Source organism: Streptomyces yongxingensis, assembly GCF_055597465.1.
In genome coordinates, this window is the sequence record NZ_CM145717.1 from 9,424,615 (window position 1) to 9,442,206 (window position 17,592).

The 17,592-nt window shown below is 74.3% G+C and carries 10 protein-coding genes; 7 read left to right on the plus strand and 3 right to left on the minus strand.

The window, feature by feature from the left end:
- Window positions 1-78: 78 nt before the first annotated feature.
- Both ACZ6TD_RS40340 and ACZ6TD_RS40345 read right to left on the minus strand, forming a co-directional pair.
- A complete protein-coding gene (locus ACZ6TD_RS40340) occupies window positions 79-2,103 on the minus strand; it encodes an N-acetylmuramoyl-L-alanine amidase (protein WP_471346131.1) in 2,025 nt (674 codons plus the stop codon).
- Between the two features lie 168 nt (window positions 2,104-2,271).
- Window positions 2,272-3,375, minus strand: a complete 1,104-nt coding sequence (locus tag ACZ6TD_RS40345; RefSeq protein ID WP_471346133.1) for an aminoglycoside phosphotransferase family protein — start codon at window positions 3,373-3,375, stop codon at window positions 2,272-2,274.
- A gap of 247 nt (window positions 3,376-3,622) precedes the next feature.
- Between ACZ6TD_RS40345 and ACZ6TD_RS40350 the strand changes: the two genes are divergently transcribed.
- A complete protein-coding gene (locus tag ACZ6TD_RS40350; protein WP_471346135.1) occupies window positions 3,623-5,131 on the plus strand; it encodes a DNA-binding protein NsdB in 1,509 nt (502 codons plus the stop codon).
- Window positions 5,132-5,323: 192 nt separating this feature from the next.
- On the opposite strand, the gene ACZ6TD_RS40355 is transcribed toward ACZ6TD_RS40350, so the two are convergent.
- Window positions 5,324-6,853 carry a PP2C family protein-serine/threonine phosphatase gene (locus tag ACZ6TD_RS40355; protein ID WP_471346137.1) on the minus strand — a complete coding sequence of 510 codons (1,530 nt, stop codon included), beginning with the start codon at window positions 6,851-6,853 and terminating at the stop codon, window positions 5,324-5,326.
- Window positions 6,854-7,166: 313 nt separating this feature from the next.
- Between ACZ6TD_RS40355 and ACZ6TD_RS40360 the strand changes: the two genes are divergently transcribed.
- From ACZ6TD_RS40360 to ACZ6TD_RS40385, 6 genes are all read left to right on the plus strand, one after another.
- A complete protein-coding gene (locus ACZ6TD_RS40360) occupies window positions 7,167-8,591 on the plus strand; it encodes a HEAT repeat domain-containing protein (protein WP_471346138.1) in 1,425 nt (474 codons plus the stop codon).
- A 383-nt stretch (window positions 8,592-8,974) separates the two neighbouring features.
- Window positions 8,975-10,141 carry a glycosyltransferase family 4 protein gene (locus ACZ6TD_RS40365; protein ID WP_471346140.1) on the plus strand — a complete coding sequence of 389 codons (1,167 nt, stop codon included), beginning with the start codon at window positions 8,975-8,977 and terminating at the stop codon, window positions 10,139-10,141.
- Window positions 10,142-10,259: 118 nt separating this feature from the next.
- Window positions 10,260-11,516, plus strand: a complete 1,257-nt coding sequence (locus tag ACZ6TD_RS40370; RefSeq protein WP_471346142.1) for a glycosyltransferase — start codon at window positions 10,260-10,262, stop codon at window positions 11,514-11,516.
- Entirely contained in the window at window positions 11,513-12,772 is a 1,260-nt protein-coding gene (locus ACZ6TD_RS40375) for an SGNH/GDSL hydrolase family protein (RefSeq protein WP_471346144.1), read from the plus strand. Before ACZ6TD_RS40370 ends, ACZ6TD_RS40375 begins: the two co-directional genes overlap by 4 nt.
- Window positions 12,769-16,413: a hydantoinase B/oxoprolinase family protein gene (locus ACZ6TD_RS40380; RefSeq protein WP_471346146.1), complete on the plus strand. Its 3,645-nt coding sequence runs from the start codon at window positions 12,769-12,771 to the stop codon at window positions 16,411-16,413. The genes ACZ6TD_RS40375 and ACZ6TD_RS40380 overlap by 4 nt, the downstream gene beginning before the upstream one ends.
- Complete coding sequence (locus ACZ6TD_RS40385; RefSeq protein ID WP_471346148.1) at window positions 16,410-17,402, plus strand: hypothetical protein; 993 nt, start codon at window positions 16,410-16,412, stop codon at window positions 17,400-17,402. Before ACZ6TD_RS40380 ends, ACZ6TD_RS40385 begins: the two co-directional genes overlap by 4 nt.
- Window positions 17,403-17,592 lie beyond the last annotated feature (190 nt).

Consider the following 17,592-nt stretch of genomic DNA (forward strand, 5'->3'; position numbering starts at 1 on the left):
CGGGGGCCGTGAGACGCCCGTACGGTCGCTCACGGCCCCCGGCCGTCCGTCATACGGCGGACTGACGGGCCGTCGGGCTCACTTCCCCGAGCGCCGGACGGTCACATCGGCGGCCCGCACGAACGCCACCCGGTGCCCGAACTGGATCTGGTAGTACACGTCCTGGCCGCGCACCACCTTGTGACCGGCCGGATCGAAGGTGGTCGCCCACAGGTACTCGCCCCGCGTCCGAAGCCCCAGCGGATAGGACTGCCCGGCGAGCAGCTTGTACGGCAGCGGCGAGACCGCCTGCACCGGCACACCCTCCGGATACGCCTCCTTCTCCGGGTAGGCGCGGCCGTAGACCGGAACCTCCGCCGCCCCGGCCTTGGGCGTCACCACGAGCCCCTTGACGCTCACCGCCGTCGGCCGCCGCTTGGGGTTCTGGAACCAGGCCCGCTGGCCGAGGTACCAGATCGCCGTCCAGTCGCCCTCGTGCCCCGCGACCGCGAACTGCTGCCCGGTGGTGGCGCGGGCGCCGGTGTCATTCACCCCGGTCGTCGAGTCCGAGCCGTCCGGGCGCAGTCCGATGTCCTTCACCAGCGGGGCGTCCGCGCTCGGCGCGGTGTGCAGCCGCACCGCGGACGAGCCGTGCGGGGCGCATGCCTGGCCCGCCGTCTCGCAGTCGGTGTAGACGGGCCGGTTGGTGTCGTAGTCGGGGCGGATGGTGACCAGCCCGCCGGAGGAGCCCGCGGTGCGCCGGAAGGGCGCGCCGAGCAGGGTGAAGTAGTGCGCCCAGTCCCAGTAGGGGCCGGGGTCGGTGTGCATGCCCTTGATGGTGGAGGCGGTGGTGCCCGGCACATTGTCATGGCCCAGGATGTGCTGGCGGTCCAGCGGAATCTCGAACCGCTTGGCGAGGTAGCGCACCAGCCGTGCCGAGGAGCGGTACATCGCCTCCGTGTACCAGGCGTCCGGGGCGGTCAGGAACCCCTCGTGCTCCAGGCCGATGGACTTGGCGTTGACGTACCAGTTGCCCGCGTGCCAGGCGACGTCCTTGAGCGGCACATGCTGGGCGATATGCCCGTCGGAGGAGCGCAGGGTGTACTGCCAGGACACATAGGTGGGGTCCTGGACCAGCTTGATGGTGGTGTCCCAGGAGCCCTCGGTGTCGTGGATGACGATGTAGTCGACGGACTGCGAGGAGGGGCGGTCGCCCAGGTCGTGGTTGCCGTAGTCGCCGTCCCCGAACTCCTCGTAGGGCGCCGGGATCCACTCGCAGGACACGTCCTCGGGCGCCTCGACCCGCGGATCCCGCGCCCGGGACGGCAGACCGAGCGTCCGCAGCTGCCGGGTGTCCGGGGCGACGTCGGGCGCCGCGTCGAGGGAGACCCGCTCGCCGTCGGCGGTCGTCCGCGCGGCACCGCCGCGGATCACCCCGTACACCTCGTCGGCGAAGAAGGCCGCGGCCGCGGCGTCATCGGCGCCGGAGTAGGCCGCCACCGCCGCGTACCAGTCGGCGGGGTCCTCGCTCGACGGCAGCCCGAGCCGCTTCTGCGTGGCGGCCAGCAGGGCCGCGCCACCGCGCACATTGGCGCTCTCGTCGCCGCGCAGCGCCTCCGCGGACAGCCCGGTGAGGTCCGCGGCGCGGCTGAGGGTGCGCAGCCGGGCGGGCAGCCGCCGGGGCTGGGGAACGGAGGCATGGGGCACCCTCAGCGGCCGGGCCAGATCGCCGCGCGCGTCCTCGGTGCCCTGGCTGTGGTGCGGGGCGGTGAGCAGCGCGGTGTGGGCGTCGGTGAGGTGCATGGGGCCGTAGCCGCCGGTGACGCTGGGCGCGCCACCGTGGCCGTCCCAGCGCGACTGCAGATACGACACGCCCAGGAGCACGCTCAGCGGAACGCCGTACTCGGCGGCGGCGGCCGCGAAGGCGCGCTGCAGGGCGCCGCCGTCGGCACCAGGTCCATCGGCCCGCCGCTGGTCGGCATGGGCGGCGGGGGTGGCGGAGACCATCGGGAGCAGAAGAGCGGCGGACGCCGCGGCTCCCGCGGTGCGCAGCGTGGTTCTCCGGGTGGGACCGGACGGGGTTCTGTTCGCGTCCTGCGCGCTGTCCTGTGCGGATCCTGGCATTGCAGCCTCCTCAAGCGGGCCGGGCCGAGCCGAGCCACTTAGAGATATGCGCTGCCAGGCGTGGCGTCAATCGCCGTCACCCGGACGGACGTTCGCATGGTCGCCCGCCTGCGGCGCGTCACCGGTCCAGACCGGTGACGCGCCGGGCGGCCGCCACCCCGCCTCCGCTCAGCGGGTGCCGACCGCCGCCCGCACCGCGCGCCGGGCCAGCGCGCAGTCGTCGTGCAGCCGGCGCAGCAGAAGCCGCTGCTCCTCACCGGCCGGCACCGCGCCCGGCACCACGGGAGCGGGGTCGTGCATGGTGCGCTGCACCGCGGTCTCGTACTGCCGGATCTCCCGCGTCAGCACCAGCATCAGATTCACCAGGAAGGAGTCCCGCGCGGCCGGGCCCGCGGCCTGCGCCAACTGGCTGATCTGGCGCCGGGTGACGGGCGCGTCGCCCAGCACCGTCCACAGCGTGGCCAGGTCATAGCCGGGCAGATACCAGCCCGCGTGGTCCCAGTCGAGGAGCACCGGGCCCGCCGGGGACAGCAGGACGTTGTTCAACAGGGCGTCGCCGTGGCAGAACTGCGCCGGGGTCTGCCGCCCGCAGGCGTGCGAGACGCCGCGCAGCAGCTTCTGCAGATCGCCCATGTCCCGGTCGGTCAGCAGCCCGAGCTCGTGATAGCGGGCCAGCCGGGCGGCGTAGTCGATGGGGGCGTCGAACAGATCGGCGGGCGGGCGCCACTGGTTGACCCGGCGGATGGCACCCAGCACCGCGCCCAGATCGGCGCGCGGCGGGGGCTCGGTGGGGTGGCGCTGGGCGGCCGCGATCCGCCCGGGCATCCGCTCGATGACCAGCGCGCAGTTGTCCGGGTCCGCGGCGATCAGCCGGGGCACCCGCACCGGCGGGCGCTGGCGGACGAACGTCCGGTACATCGCTATTTCCCGGCGGAACCGCTCGGCCCACGCGGGGGAGTGGTCCAGCAGGCACTTGGCCACCGCCGTGCTGCGCCCGGTCGCCCCGATCAGGAGCACGGACCGTCCGCTGCGCCGCAGCACCTGCACCGGGTTGAACTCCGGGCAGATGCGGTGGATCGAGGTGATCGCGGTGCGCAGCTGCGCACCCTGGGGACCGGACAAGTCGAGTCTCCCGCGGGGCGGCACGGGGCCGAGGGCGCCGGTCCGCCGGGCCCGGCCGCCGGGGGCGGGATCGAGGTACGGCCCATTGCCGGGCAGCTGCCGCCGGTACGGCCGGGGCGGGGCGGACACGGAGGACGATGCTGCGTACATGGGCGAGACAGATCCCTTCGTGTGCCGACGAATTGCGTACGCACCCGGCCCCGGGGCGGGGCCGCACCCTGGGGAATGCGGTTCGGTCGAACTCGAGCCGCCACCGGGCCGGGTAACGCGCTCCTACATCACACCCCTGTGCGGGTGGCACACCATCTGGCGGACCCTGGCGAACCCTGGCGAATAGTCGCACGGCTCGTGACGGGACCGTTACTGTCAAGTCAGCCGAGGAACCTGGGGGCTTGACGTGACGAGGGAACCCAACACCCGTCTTGCGGACCTGTTCGGCCTCGCCGGCTGGTCCAAGGGGGAGCTCGCGAGGCTCGTGAACCGGAAGGCGGCGGCCATGGGCCATCCGCAGCTGGCGACCGACACCTCGCGGGTGCGGCGTTGGATCGACACCGGCGAGACGCCGCGCGATCCCGTGCCCAAGGTGCTGGCGGCCCTGTTCACCGAGCGCCTCGGTCGAGTCGTGACCATCGAGGATCTCGGGTTCGGACGAGGGGGGCGCGCGGGAAAGGGGCAGTCCGGCGACGGGCTGCTCTGGCCGCCCGAGTCCACGGCCGCGGTCCTCACCGAATTCACGGGAATGGACCTTATGTTCAACCGACGCGGCTTGGTGGGTGCGGGTGCCGCGCTCGCCGCGGGATCCGCCATCACCGGTGCCATGAGCGACTTTCTGCTCTCCGACCCCACCCTCGCCACCGACGCGCCCCGTACCGACAACCCCCTCTCCGTCGAGCCCGTGGGCTTCGACCGCTACGAGGCCGCCCCCGTGGGCTCCCAGGAGATCGACGCCCTGGAGACCTCGGTCGAGGTCTTCCGCGCCTGGGACGCGGCCCGCGGCGGCGGGCTCCAGCGCAAGGCCGTGGTGGGTCAGCTCAACGAGGTGGGCGGCATGCTCGCCTATCGCCACCCCGAGCACCTGCAGCGCAGACTGTGGGGGGTGGCGGCCAATCTGGCCGTCCTCGCCGGCTGGATGTCCCATGACGTCGGCCTGGAGCCGACCGCCCAGAAGTACTTCGTCATCGCCGCCCACGCGGCCCGCGAGGGCGGCGACCGGCCCCGGGCGAGCGAGGCGCTCTCCCGGGCCGCCCGGCAGATGGTGCACCTGGGCCGCCCGGACGACGCCCTGGAGCTGATGCGGCTGGCCAAGTCCGGTGCGGGCGAGGCGGCGCTGCCGCGCACCCGCTCCATGTTCTGCACCATCGAGGCATGGGCGCAGGCGTCCAAGGGCCACGGCCAGGCGGTGCGGCGTGCCCTGGGCGAGGCGGAGGAGCTGTTCGTCTCGGACCGGGACGACGGGCCGGCGCCGAGCTGGATGCAGCTGTTCAACGAGGCGGATCTGCACGGGATGCAGGGGCTGGTCTACCGCACGCTCGCCGAGCACGAGCCGGGGGCGGCGGGGATCGCCCAGAGCCATGCCAAGAAGGCGCTGCGGATGCGGGAGGGCGGGCGCCAGCGGTCCCAGATCTTCGACCACATCTCCATCGCCTCGGCCTGCTTCATCGGCGACGATCCCGAGCAGGCCGAGCGCTACGCCCGGATGGCGCTGCTGACGATCGAGCAGAACTCCTCGCACCGCACTTGGGACCGGCTGCGCGAGATGTACCGGCTCACCGGGCGGTACGGCACCTCACCGGCCATCCGGGAGCTGCGCGAGGAGATCCAGCAGGTGATGCCGAAGGGAGGCGCGGGGAGGGGCGGCACGGGGCTGAAAGGGTCCGGCTCCATCGCCAAGAGCGCGGTCGTCTAGCGGCCGGGCCACGCCGTACGAAGGGCATGACGAGGGGCAGCACGCGGGGTCAACGCCTTATGCGGGGTCAACGCCATACGAGGGGCCGACGTCATACGAAGGGCCGACGCCTTACGCGGGGTCAACGCCTTACGGAGAGCCGACGCCTTGCGCGGGGCCACTCACCGCGTCACGCCGACGCGGGGCGCCGCGTCATGCGCGGCCGCCGGTGACCCTGGCGATCAGCACACAGGCGTCGTTCTCGCGCGGCTCGTCGCCGAACGCCTCGGCCACCGTCCGTACGCACTCCTGTGCGCCGTGGGCGGCGGTCAGCCGTGGCGCGAGCGCGAGCAGCCGCTCGGTGGCGCCCTCGGCGTCCCGGGCGAGCCGTCCGGTGTGCAGCACCAGCAGATCGCCCGGCTCCAGCCGCTCCTCGGACTGGGTGTACGCGGCGCCCGCCGTGACGCCGAGCAGCACGCCGTCGGGAGAGCGCAGCGGGCGCCCCGTCCCGTCGCGGAACAGCAGCGGGGCGGGGTGTCCGGCCTGCGCCCACACCAGGGTGCGGGTACGCGGGTCGTACTGCCCGCAGACGGCGCCGACCAGCGCGGGCTGGGAGGAGACGGCGAGCAGCTGGTTGAGCCGCCCCATCAGCGCGCCCGGCTCGATCCCGGCCACCGCCATGCCGCGCACGGCGCCCAGCAGCATGGCCATGCCGCAGGTCGCGGTCACACCGTGGCCGGTGAGGCCGCCGACGCTCAGCGATGTCTGTCCATCGGGGAGTTCGAGCGCGTCGTACCAGTCGCCGCCGATCTGGGCGCTGGACTCGGAGGGGAGGTAGTGGGCTGCGAGGTCGAGGGCGGCGCCGTCGGCCGCCGGGCCGGCGCCCGGAAAGCCGTCACGGGCCGGGAGCCGGAGGGAGCCGCGCCACGGCGGCAGTACGGCCTCCTGCACCTCCACTGCCAGCCGGCGCTCGGTCCGGGCGATCCGCCGCTGGTGGCGCAGCGTGTCCCGGCTCTCGCGCACCGCCCGCTCGCTGCGGCGCAGCTCGCTCACATCCCGGAGCACGGCCCACATGGAGGCGGTGCTGCCGTCGGTGTCGAGCACCGGCTCGCCCGCCATATGGACGGTGCGCACCACCTCGTCCTCGCGCACGACACGGAACTCGCCGTCGATGGGCTTTCCGTCCACCAGGCAGTCCGTGACCATCGCGGTCAGGATCGGCTGGTCCTCGGAGAAGACCCAGGAGGGCAGCTCATCGAGAGTGAGCCCGCCGTCCCCGGGGTCGCGGCCGAAGATCCGGCAGAGCTCGTCGGACCAGGTCACCTCGTCGGTGAGGAGGTTCCACTCGGCGCTGCCGACCCGGCTCAGCAGCGAACCGCGGCCGGTGGGAGCGTGACCGGCGGCCTCGCTCCGGGCCGGGGCCCCGGCCGTCGCGTCGGCCTGCGTCTCGGGGTGATCGACCGTCTCGGGGTGATCGACCGTCTCGGAGGGCTCGGCGGGCAGTCCCTCGCGCAGCTCGCCCAGATGCCGGCCCAGGTCGTCCAGCTGGTGGACGGCGAGCTCGCACAACGCGCGCTGCCAGCGCACCTGCGCGTCATCCGTGCCGCCCAGGTCCGCGACGGTGTCGCGGCGGACGGCGTCGAGCCCGCCGCGGAGCCGCTGGGTCTGCGAGATGAGGGCGTCCACCGTGTCACGCTGGGGAGGCGGCACGGCGGGATGGTCCGCGGAGCGGGGGGACGGCATGACGTTCTCCGATACGGGCGCGGCGCGGCCGGGTCTTGAGGGAGGGACCGGTAACGACTCTTGCACAGGCTGCGACATCCCGTAAGCGGTTTGGCAATACCCGATCCGGTGGTGCTTGCGGCATATGCCGTTGGCCTTCCGGGGGCAGGTCGGGCGGGAATCGGCGGAGGGCGCGATTCCGGGTAGGCTGCGGCGCTCGGGAGTCCCTCAGTCCCACGCCGTTCATCAGGCATACGGCGGCAGGACATCGGCAAGAATGCCGATCGACGGAAATCCCGTTGCCAGCGAACCTCCCGCACCGGATGCTGACCTCATGTTCGATCCAGACATAGCGCCCAGCGGCACCCTGCTCGGCCTCCTGCAGCGAGGCCGCGGCGACGGGACCTTGCACGCCCTCGCCGCGCCGCGGGCCGAGGCGCTCGCGGCACTGCACCACTGTGTGCTGCGCGACCCCCGCCGCGACTGGCAGGTCGAGAACCGCTCGCTCTATTACGCCAGGCTCTGTCTGGACCTCGACGCTGGGCTCGACGAGATCGAACAGCATCTGTTCCACCCCGACGACCTGGTCAACGACGACGAGGCGCGCACCGGGCTCGCCCTCTCCGTCCTCGGCCACCTCGCCGCCTACGGCAGGTCCGACGCGCTACGGCTGCTGCGCCGCTACGCCGCGGCCGGCAGCAACTGGGAATGGGCCCTCGACGAGCTGGCCCTGCGCGACGACGACACCGGGCTGCGCGGCCTCGCCCCCGCGATCCTCGCCCACTTCCCCCGGACCCCCGACGGCGACGCCGAACTGGCCGCCGTCGTGCGCGGCGCCTACGAACCCCGGCCCTGGCGGCTGTGGGCCGACGATCCGGACCACGGGCCGCGGGTGCGTGCGGCGGCCGAGCGCGGCGCCTTCGACCGATGGCAGCGCCAGTTGCGGCCCTCGGGGCCGCGCCCCGGCTGGAGCGTCCACGACATCCTGCTGTGGGCCCAGCGGGAGCACGATCTGAAGCCGGACGCCCGCCGCCCCGACGCGGCCGCCCGCTGTCTGGCCGCCGTCGCCGGTCCCGAGGACCGGCCCGAGCTCCTCGCCGCCGCCGCGTCGGCCCCCGACGCCGCCCGCGCCGCGGCGCTGCGGCACCTCGCGGAGATCGGTGACCCCGAGGTGCTCGACCTGATCGAGGCCGCCGTGACCGAGCCGGACGCCTCGCAACTGGTCTCCCAGGCGGCCCTCTCCGCCTTCGAACGCATGCGCAGTATCGCCGCCCTCGACCGGGCCCGGGTCTGGGCCCACCGCCCCGACGCCCTCGGGGGCGCGGCGGCCGCGATGCTCTCCTGCCGCGGCGGTCAGTACGACACCCCGCTCGTGCTCGCCGCCCTCCGCCGCACGGTCCGGGCCGAGGGCCCGGACGCCCAGACCCTGTGGACGCTGGTCGACGGTGCCGGGCGCCTGAGGATCTCCTGCGCCGCGCCCGTCCTGCGCCATATCTACCGGGAGACGGCCTCCTCCCACCTCCGCGGCCTAGCCGCCCGCGCGCTGGCCGCCACCGATCCGTCCTTCGCGGCGGGCTTCGCGGTCGAATGCCTCTGGGACTGCGAGGAGAGCACCCGCGAAGTCGCCGCCCGGCACGCCGCCACCGCCGACGCCCGCGTCGTCGAACAGCTCCGCCGGCTGGCCGCCGACCCGGCGGAGGAGGCCGAGGTCCAGACGGCGGTCCGCAGCCGCATCGGGCCCGAGACCCCGGGCTTCTGACCCCCGGGCCGCCCCCGGCGCACGGCCCCGGGGGCAGGCACCTCAGGACCAGGGGGCAGGCACCCCCGAGGAGTCGGGCGCAGGCACACTCCAAGGAGTCGGGCGCAGGCAACCCTCAAGGCGCGGGGCGCGTCTTTCCGGGCACAGGTGAAAGGTTCATCACCCTCCGTGTCCCCGCTCCGGCCCCGAACAGGGTGCTCGCAGCGAAACATTCACGCCGAGTGACCGGCCGCCGATCCCAGCGGGTTCATACGGGTTTGCGGTGATCCCTCCAGGGCCCTGAGCGGGCCCCGCGGGGTGCGGGGGTCAACGCTCATGGGACGTTCTACGGCGCGAAACGTTCGCGATGCCGGGGCCACCCTTCGTACGCCGACAACACCGGTATGCGTGTCGCCATCGTGACTGAATCCTTCCCACCCGACATCAACGGCGTCGCTCACTGCACGCTGCAGACCGCGGACCACCTCCACCGCCGTGGTCATCACCCCTTGGTCATCGCACCGGCGGGTCCCCCCGGAGGCCCACCCCCCGCCGCGGCCGGCGGGCCACCCGAGAGCCAAGGGGAGATGGACCGGTCGCATCCGTACCCCGTCGTCCGTATCCCGTCCCTGCCCCTGCCCGGCTATCCGCAGGTGCGGGTCGCGCTGCCCAGCCGGAAGCTCGCGGCCGCGATCACCGCCCACGGCAGCGATGTCGTCCACCTCGCCAGCCCCTTCGTCCTGGGCGCGCGCGGGATGACGGCCGCGCTCCGGCTGCGGATACCCGCGGTGGCCGTGTACCAGACCGACCTGGGCTCCTACGCCCGCACCTACCTCGGTGCGGGCGAGAACGCGGCCTGGCGGCGCATCCGCGCCGTGCACACCGCCGCCGACCGCACCCTCGCCCCCTCCACCGCCGCCGCTCGCGACCTGGACGAGCACGGCGTGCCGCGGATCCGGCTGTGGCCGCGCGGGGTCGACACCGAGCGCTTCCACCCCTCGCGCCGCGACCCGGAGCTGCGCCGCTCGCTCGCCCCCGGCGGTGAGCTGATCGTCGGATACATCGGCCGCCTCGCCCCGGAGAAGAACGTCGAGCTGCTCGCGCCGCTGAGCGAGCTCCCCGGCATCCAGGTGGTCGTGGTCGGGGACGGGCCGAGCGAACCCGCGCTGCGGGCGGCCATGCCGAGGGCCCGCTTCCTCGGCCGCCGCACCGGCGACGACCTGGCCCGGGTCTTCGCCTCGCTGGACGTCTTCGCCCACACCGGCCCCCAGGAGACCTTCTGCCAGACCGTGCAGGAGGCCCAGGCCAGCGGCGTCCCGGTGATCGCGCCCGCGGCGGGCGGCCCGCTGGACCTCATCGACCACGGGCGCACCGGACTGCTGGTGCCGCCCGGCGACGCGACCGAGGTGACCGACGCCGTATCGCTGCTCGCGGCCGACGCGAAGCTGCGCGCGGCGCTGGGGCACGTCGGCCGGGAGGCGGTCGAGGGCCGCACCTGGGCGGCGATCGGCGACCAGCTCATTGACCACTACACCGAGGTCCTGGCGGCCCGCACGGCGGTCGCCGCATGAGCGCCGCACGCGCGGCCGCCGGGCCGCGGTGGATGGCGATGCGCGCGCCTCTGCGCCGCGCGGGCGGAGAAGCGAATGAAGGGGGCACGGCATGAGCGCCCTGGGAGGAGAGCAGAACATGAGCGCCGTGGGAGGGGAGCAGAACATGAGCGACGGCAAGGGGCTGCGCATCGTCCGGCTGGCCAACTTCGTCACCCCCGCCTCCGGCGGCCTCCGCACCGCGCTGCGCGAGCTCGGGGCCGGATACCAGGCGGCCGGGCACGAGGCCGTCCTGGTGGTGCCGGGCGAGCGGGTCTCGGACGAGCACACCCGGCAGGGGCGGGTGATCACGCTGCCCGGGCCGACCATCCCCGGCACCGGCGGCTACCGCGTCCTGACCGACCGGCGGCGGCTGACCCGGCTGCTCGACGGCCTCGCACCGGACCGGCTCGAGGTGTCGGACCGCACCTCCCTCCGCTGGACCGGGGAGTGGGCGCGGCGCGCCCGCGTACCGGCCGTGATGGTCTCCCACGAGAGCGCGGACGCCGTGCTGCGCACCTGGGGTGTGCCCGACGCGTTCGCCCAGGGAGCCGCGGACCGGCTCAACCTCCGTACCGCGCGGGCGTACTCGCGGATCGTCTGCACCACCGAATGGGCGGCGCGCGAGTTCGTACGGATCGGCGCGCGGAATGTCGTACGCGCCCCGCTGGGCGTGGATCTCGGCCACTTCCACCCCTCCCACCACGACGCCGCGCTGCGGGACCACCACCGCGGTGAGGCGGCCGTGCTCATCGCCATGTGCTCGCGGCTCTCGCCCGAGAAGCGGCCGGGCCGGGCGCTCGACGCGCTCGCCGAGCTGCGGCGGCGCGGCGTCTCCGCGGCGCTCGTGGTCGCCGGGGACGGGCCGCTCCGGCCGCGCCTGGAGGCCCGCGCCCGCGCCGAGGGGCTTCCGGCCGTCTTCCTCGGCCATGTGGCGGAGCGGGCGGGGCTCGCCGCCATCCAGGCGAGCGCCGATGTCGTGCTGGCGCCGGGCCCGGCCGAGACCTTCGGCCTCGCCGCGCTGGAGGCGCTGGCCTGCGGTTCGCCCGTCGTCGTCAGCGCGCTCTCCGCGCTGCCGGACATCGTCGGCGCGGCGGGCGAGACCGCCGCCGACAACGGACCGGCCTTCGCGGACGCCGTCGAGCGCGTCCTCGGCCGCTCGGAGCCCCTGCGCCGGGCGGCGGCCCGGGCCCGGGCCGAGCGCTACGGCTGGCCCGCGGCGGTCGCCTCCTTCCTGGCCGCCCACGACGCGTCCACCGAGGGCGTCCGGTGCGCCGACGGCGGCCGGCTCCCGGCCGCCGCGCTCCCGGCCGCTCCGGCGGTCTCCGCGCCCCGGGCCGTCGGCGGTGTGCGGTGAGCCCAGCCGGCGCTCACACGGGGGACCGCGCTGGTACGGAACCGTCTCGTAAGGAGGCCGCCCTTACGGAGGCCGTCCACGGGGAGGCCGTCCTTACGGAGACGGGGTGTGCGGGGCAGGACGCGACCACTGTCCCGCACCGGGCGGGCCGGACGCCGGGCACGACGCCGGGCGACGGGGAGGCCACGGACGAGTGCGCGGTCGCGGGCGAGGGCGTGGTCGCGGGCGAGGGCGTGGTCGCGGAGCCGCGCAGGCTGCGGTTCGCCGCCCTCGGCGACTCGCTCACCGAGGGGCTCGGCGACCCGGCGCCCGGCGGCGGATGGCGTGGCTGGGCCGCGCTGCTGGCGGCGGCGGCCGGGCCGCACCCCGATGAGCCCGTGGAGTTCGTCAATCTGTCCCGGAGCGGGGCGCTGGCCGCCGATGTCGCCGACGAACAGTTGCCCGCCGCCCGCCGCGCCCGCCCGCACCTGGTGTCGGTCGTGGTCGGCGGGAACGACACGCTGCGCGACTCGTTCGACATCCACCGGGTCGCCGAGGCCCTCGACCGCACGATCGGCGCGCTGCGCGCCGACGGCGCCGTGGTGCTCACCGCCTGCCTGCCCGACCCCGGGCGGATGCTGGGGCTGCCGTCCGCGCTGGCGCGCCCCCTGGGGCGCCGGATGCGCGCGGTGAACACCGTGGTGCACGCGCTGTCCCGGCGCCACGAGGCGGTCCATGTGGAGCTGAGCGACCACACCTGGGTCGCCGACCGGCGGGCGTGGAGCGTGGACCGGCTGCATCCGAGCGAGCTCGGCCACCGGCTGCTGGCCAGGGAGTTCCACAGCGCCCTGCGCGCCCGGTCCATCGCGACCGGCGCCCCGCCGTCCCTGGAGCTCGACGGCCCCGCGCCCTCGCGCGCCGCCTCCGCGTGGTGGATCGCGACCCGCGGCACCCGCTGGATCGCGGACCGCTGCACCGACCTCCTGCCCGGTCTGGTCGCGCTGGCGGCCCTGGAATGGCGCCACCGCCTCAAGGGCACCGGACATCTGCTCGAGGACCGGGACCGGCGGGCGACGCTCGCCGCGCTCACCGCGGTGACCCGCGGCCCGGCCTCCACCCTCCTCCCGCACCCGTCCACCACCGGCCTACCGCCCCATCCACCCGCCGAGCCGCTCACCCGGCAGTCCGCGCCCGCGTCCACCGATCCGGTGCCCCACCCGCCCGCCGATCCGCTCATCGCCGACACACCGCCGTCCGCTGCGACAATGGCGGGGTGACGGGTCGCTGGGAATTCTGGATCGACCGGGGCGGAACCTTCACGGACGTCGTCGGCAAGCGTCCGGACGGCCGCCTGGTCACCCGCAAGCTGCTGTCCCACCACCCCGAGCGCTATACGGACGCCGCCGTCGCCGGGATCCGGCGGACGCTGGGGCTCGGCCCCGGCGATCCGGTCCCGGCCGACCGGATCGACGTCGTCAAGATGGGTACCACGGTCGCCACCAACGCCCTGCTGGAGCGCAAGGGTGAGCCGACCGTCCTCGTCGTCACCGAAGGATTCCGGGACGCGCTGCGCATCGCGTACCAGAACCGCCCCCGCCTCTTCGACCGCCGGATCCTGCTCCCCGAGGCGCTGTACGACCGGGTGGTGGAGATCCCCGAGCGGGTGGACGCCCATGGCGAGGTCGTCCGCCCCCTGGACCTCGACGCCGCCACCGAGGCGCTGCGCACCGCTCACCGCGACGGCTTCCGCGGCGCCGCCGTCGTCCTGCTGCACGGCTATCGGCACGCCGCGCACGAACAGCAGGTCGCGGCGGTGGCGCGCGACCTCGGCTTCGCCCAGGTGAGCTGTTCGCACGAGGTCAGCCCGCTGATGAAGCTGGTGTCCCGCGGCGACACCACCGTGGTCGACGCCTATCTGTCGCCCATCCTGCGCCGCTATGTGGAGGACGTGGCCGCCGAACTGCGCGGTATCCGGCTGATGTTCATGCAGTCCAACGGAGGGCTGCGGGAGGCCGCGCACTTCCGGGGCAAGGACGCGGTGCTGTCCGGACCCGCGGGCGGTGTGGTGGGCATGGCGCGCTCCTCGGGCGAGGCCGGACACGACCGGGTCATCGGCTTCGACATGGGCGGCACCTCGACCGATGTCTCGCACTACGCGGGCGAGTTCGAGCGGATCTTCGGCACCGAGGTCGCCGGGGTGCGGATGCGCGCGCCGATGATGAACATCCACACCGTGGCGGCGGGCGGCGGTTCGGTGCTCCACTTCGACGGCCGGCGCTACCGCGTGGGGCCGGACTCGGCCGGAGCCGTCCCCGGCCCCGCCTGCTACCGGCGCGGCGGCCCGCTGACCGTGACCGACGCCAATGTGATGCTCGGCCGGATCCAGCCGGACCACTTCCCCGCGGTCTTCGGCCCGCACGCCGACCAGCCGCTGGACGCGGCGACGGTCCGGGAGCGCTTCGCCGCACTCGCCGAGGAGATCGCGGAGGCGACCGGCGACCGGCGCGGACCGGAGGAGGTCGCGGCGGGCTTCCTGGACATCGCGGTGCTCAACATGGCCAACGCGGTCAAGAAGATCTCCGTGCAGCGCGGCCGTGACGTCACCCGCTACGCGCTCACCAGCTTCGGTGGCGCGGGCGGCCAGCACGCCTGCGCGGTCGCCGACGCGCTCGGCATCGGCACGGTGATCGTGCCGCCGCTCGCGGGGGTGCTCTCCGCGTACGGCATCGGGGTGGCCGATGCCACCGCCATGCGCGAGCAGGCCGTCGAGGCGGAGCTGGGCGGGGAGACGCTGCCGCGGGTGCGCGAGCTGTGCGCGCGGCTGGCCGATCAGACCCGCGGCGAACTGCTCGCGGACGGGGTCCCGGAGGACACCCTGGACACCGTCACCCGGGTCCATCTGCGGTACGCGGGCACCGACTCCAGCATCCCCGTCCCGCTGGACTCCGCCCCCGCGATGACCGAGGACTTCGTCCGGGCGCACCGCACCCGCTACGCCTTCACCATGGACAAGCCGCTGGTCGTCGAGGCGGTGTCGGTCGAGGCGGTCGGCGCGTCCGGACCCACTGGCGGCCATGCCGTGGAACGCCCGCCCCGGGAGGGCGGACTGGCGCCCGTGACGACCGTAAGGATGTTCTCGGAAGGGCACTGGCAGCGGACGGAGCTGTACGAACGCGACCGCATGCGCCCGTCGGACCGGGTCACCGGGCCCGCGATCGTCGCCGAGGAGGACGCCACCACCGTGGTCGACCCCGGCTGGCAGGCCACCATGGGCGAGCGTGGCCATCTGCTGCTCACCCGGGTGCGGCCGCGCCCGAGCACCACCGCGGTCGGCACCGAGGTGGACCCCGTGATGCTGGAGGTCTTCAACAGCCTCTTCATGGCCATCGCCGAACAGATGGGCGTCCGCCTGGAGCACACCGCCCACTCGGTCAACATCAAGGAGCGGCTCGACTTCTCCTGCGCACTCTTCGACGCCGAGGGCAACCTCATCGCCAACGCCCCGCACATTCCGGTCCACTTGGGCTCCATGGGCGAGTCCATCAAGGAGGTGCTGCGGCGCAACGGGGACGCGATGCGGCCCGGCGATGTGTACGCGATCAACGACCCGTACCACGGAGGCACCCATCTGCCGGATGTCACCGTGGTCAGCCCGGTCTTCGACGAGGCGGGGGACGAACTGCTCTTCCTCGTCGCCTCGCGCGGCCACCACGCCGAGATCGGCGGCATCACCCCCGGCTCCATGCCCGCCTTCAGCCGCACCATCGAGGAGGAGGGCGTCCTCTTCGACAACTGGCTGCTGGTACGGGACGGGGCGCTGCGCGAGCGGGAGACCCGCGAGCTGCTGACCGGCGGGCCGTATCCGTCCCGCGCCCCGGACGCCAACCTCGCCGATCTGCGCGCCCAGATCGCCGCCAACGAGAAGGGCATCCAGGAACTGCGCCGGATGATCGGGCAGTTCGGCCTCGACGTGGTGCACGCCTATATGGGCCACGTCCAGGACAACGCCGAGGAGTCGGTGCGCCGTATCGTCGCCGGGCTGCGCGACGGTTCGTACCGCTACGAGACCGACGGCGGGGCGGTCATCCGCGTCAGCCTTACGGTGGATCGCGGCGCGCGCGGCGCCGTCCTGGACTTCACCGGCACCTCGCCCCAGCGGCCGGGCAACGACAACGCGCCCAGCTCGGTGGTGATGGCGGCCGTGCTCTATGTCTTCCGGACGCTGGTGGCCGAGGACATCCCGCTCAACAGCGGCTGTCTGAAGCCCCTGGAGGTCCGCATCCCCGAGGGCTCCATGCTGGCGCCCGTCTTCCCGGCCGCCACGGTCGCCGGGAACGTCGAGACCTCCCAGGCCGTCACGGGCGCCCTGTACGCGGCCCTGGGCGTCCAGGCCGAGGGCTCCGGCACGATGAACAACGTCACCTTCGGCAATGACCGCGTCCAGTACTACGAGACGGTCGCCAGCGGCTCCGGCGCGGGGGACGGCTTCGACGGCGCCGACGCCGTACAGACCCATATGACCAACTCCCGGCTGACCGACCCCGAGGTGCTGGAGTGGCGCTATCCGGTGCGGGTGGAGAGCTTCGCGATCCGCCGGGGCAGCGGCGGCCGCGGCCACTGGCGCGGCGGCCATGGCGTCACCCGCCGCATCCGCTTCCTGGAGCCGATGACCGTCGCCCTCCTCACCGGCCACCGCCGGGTGGCCCCGTACGGCATGGCGGGTGGCGAACCGGGCGCGCTGGGCGCGAACCTGATCGAGCGCGCCGACGGTTCGGTGGACCGCCTGGACGGCCGCGACGTGGCGGACGTCGGGGTGGGGGACGTCCTGGTCGTCCACACCCCGGGCGGCGGCGGTTACGGCCCGCCGGAGGAGGCCGGGGACGGATTGTCGGTGGCGGATGCCAGATTGGACGCATGACCGACTGGCAGGACATCCACGACTGGACGGATCTGAGGGCCGTGCGCGCCGCGCTCGCCGCGGGGGCCGACCCCGACCGCATCCTCGGCGGCCATATGGCGCCGCTGCACTCCGCGGCCTGCTCGGGAAGCGCCGAAGTGCTGGCCGAACTGCTCACGGTGGCACGGGAGGTGGACCAGCCGGACGCGGCGGGCCGCACCTCGCTGTGGCACGCGGTGCGCACCTGGGACCGAGAGAAGGCGTCGGCGCTCATCGCGGCCGGGGCCGACCCCTGGCGGCCCCGGGAGGCCGACGGGCGGTGCCCGGGCGAGCTGGCGTGGTGGACGCCGCTGGCCGACCTGGTGGCCGGGGTGCCCGGCGCCCGGGAGCCGTCCTCCGAGGAGCGGGCCGCGCAGCGGGCGGCCGATGAGCTGATCGCCGCCTTCGACGGCGAGGGCGGGGAGTATCAGGACTGGGGCTGTGTGGCGTTCGTGGCCGGGCGGAGCGTGCCGGAGGTCGTGGCCGCGCTGGGCGGAAACGTCGTCGCCACCATCGGGGAGGACGAGGACGGCGAGGAAGGCGGCGAGGCCGACTACGCGGACGTCCTGCTGGAGGAGGAGGGGCGGGTGCTGGTCGGCGCGGCACCCGGCGGTGTGGTGCTCCAGCAGTTCGACGGGATCGCCATCCATGGCGAGGAGGTGCTGGCACCGCTCTCCCGGGGCACCGTGGCCGTCTCGGTCTTCGACCACCCCGACGCGTTCATCCACCCCTCGATAGCCCGCGACGGGGTGATGTGCTCCTCAGAGGAGGTCATGCTCGACCCCGAGCAGGGCGATCCGGAGGAGGCGTGGCGCTATCGCTTCGGGGACGGCGGGCATCCGTCCGGCTGGACGGCGCGGGCGCTGGCGATGGCCGCCGCGGTCACCGGGGTCGCGGTCGACGGCGGGCCGCGGTGGATCGGCCGGCCGGGCAGCAGCGTGATCCTGCTGCCCGAGCGGCTGCGGGACTGACGCCCCCTGGAGGGGCCGGGACCGCCCCGGGGCCCAACCAGGCAGCCCGATACGAGGCATGGCGTGTTCGGTCCGTTTGCCACCGCCACGATCGGAAACCCGAACCTTGTCAAAGCCCGCCCGGACGCGCCCGCATGACTCACGGGCGCCCGCCCGCGCACGTGAGCGCGTCAGCCTGACGGCGGGTGCT

Bases quoted from the DNA above. Each gene is read 5' to 3' on its own strand.
- ACZ6TD_RS40365 (WP_471346140.1), top strand. From the start codon at position 8,975: ATGCGTGTCGCCATCGTGACTGAATCCTTCCCACCCGACATCAACGGC.
- ACZ6TD_RS40370 (WP_471346142.1), top strand. From the start codon at position 10,260: ATGAGCGCCGTGGGAGGGGAGCAGAACATGAGCGACGGCAAGGGGCTG.
- ACZ6TD_RS40355 (WP_471346137.1), bottom strand. From the start codon at position 6,853: ATGCCGTCCCCCCGCTCCGCGGACCATCCCGCCGTGCCGCCTCCCCAG.
- ACZ6TD_RS40345 (WP_471346133.1), bottom strand. From the start codon at position 3,375: ATGTACGCAGCATCGTCCTCCGTGTCCGCCCCGCCCCGGCCGTACCGG.
- ACZ6TD_RS40385 (WP_471346148.1), top strand. From the start codon at position 16,410: ATGACCGACTGGCAGGACATCCACGACTGGACGGATCTGAGGGCCGTG.
- ACZ6TD_RS40340 (WP_471346131.1), bottom strand. From the start codon at position 2,103: ATGCCAGGATCCGCACAGGACAGCGCGCAGGACGCGAACAGAACCCCG.
- ACZ6TD_RS40360 (WP_471346138.1), top strand. From the start codon at position 7,167: ATGTTCGATCCAGACATAGCGCCCAGCGGCACCCTGCTCGGCCTCCTG.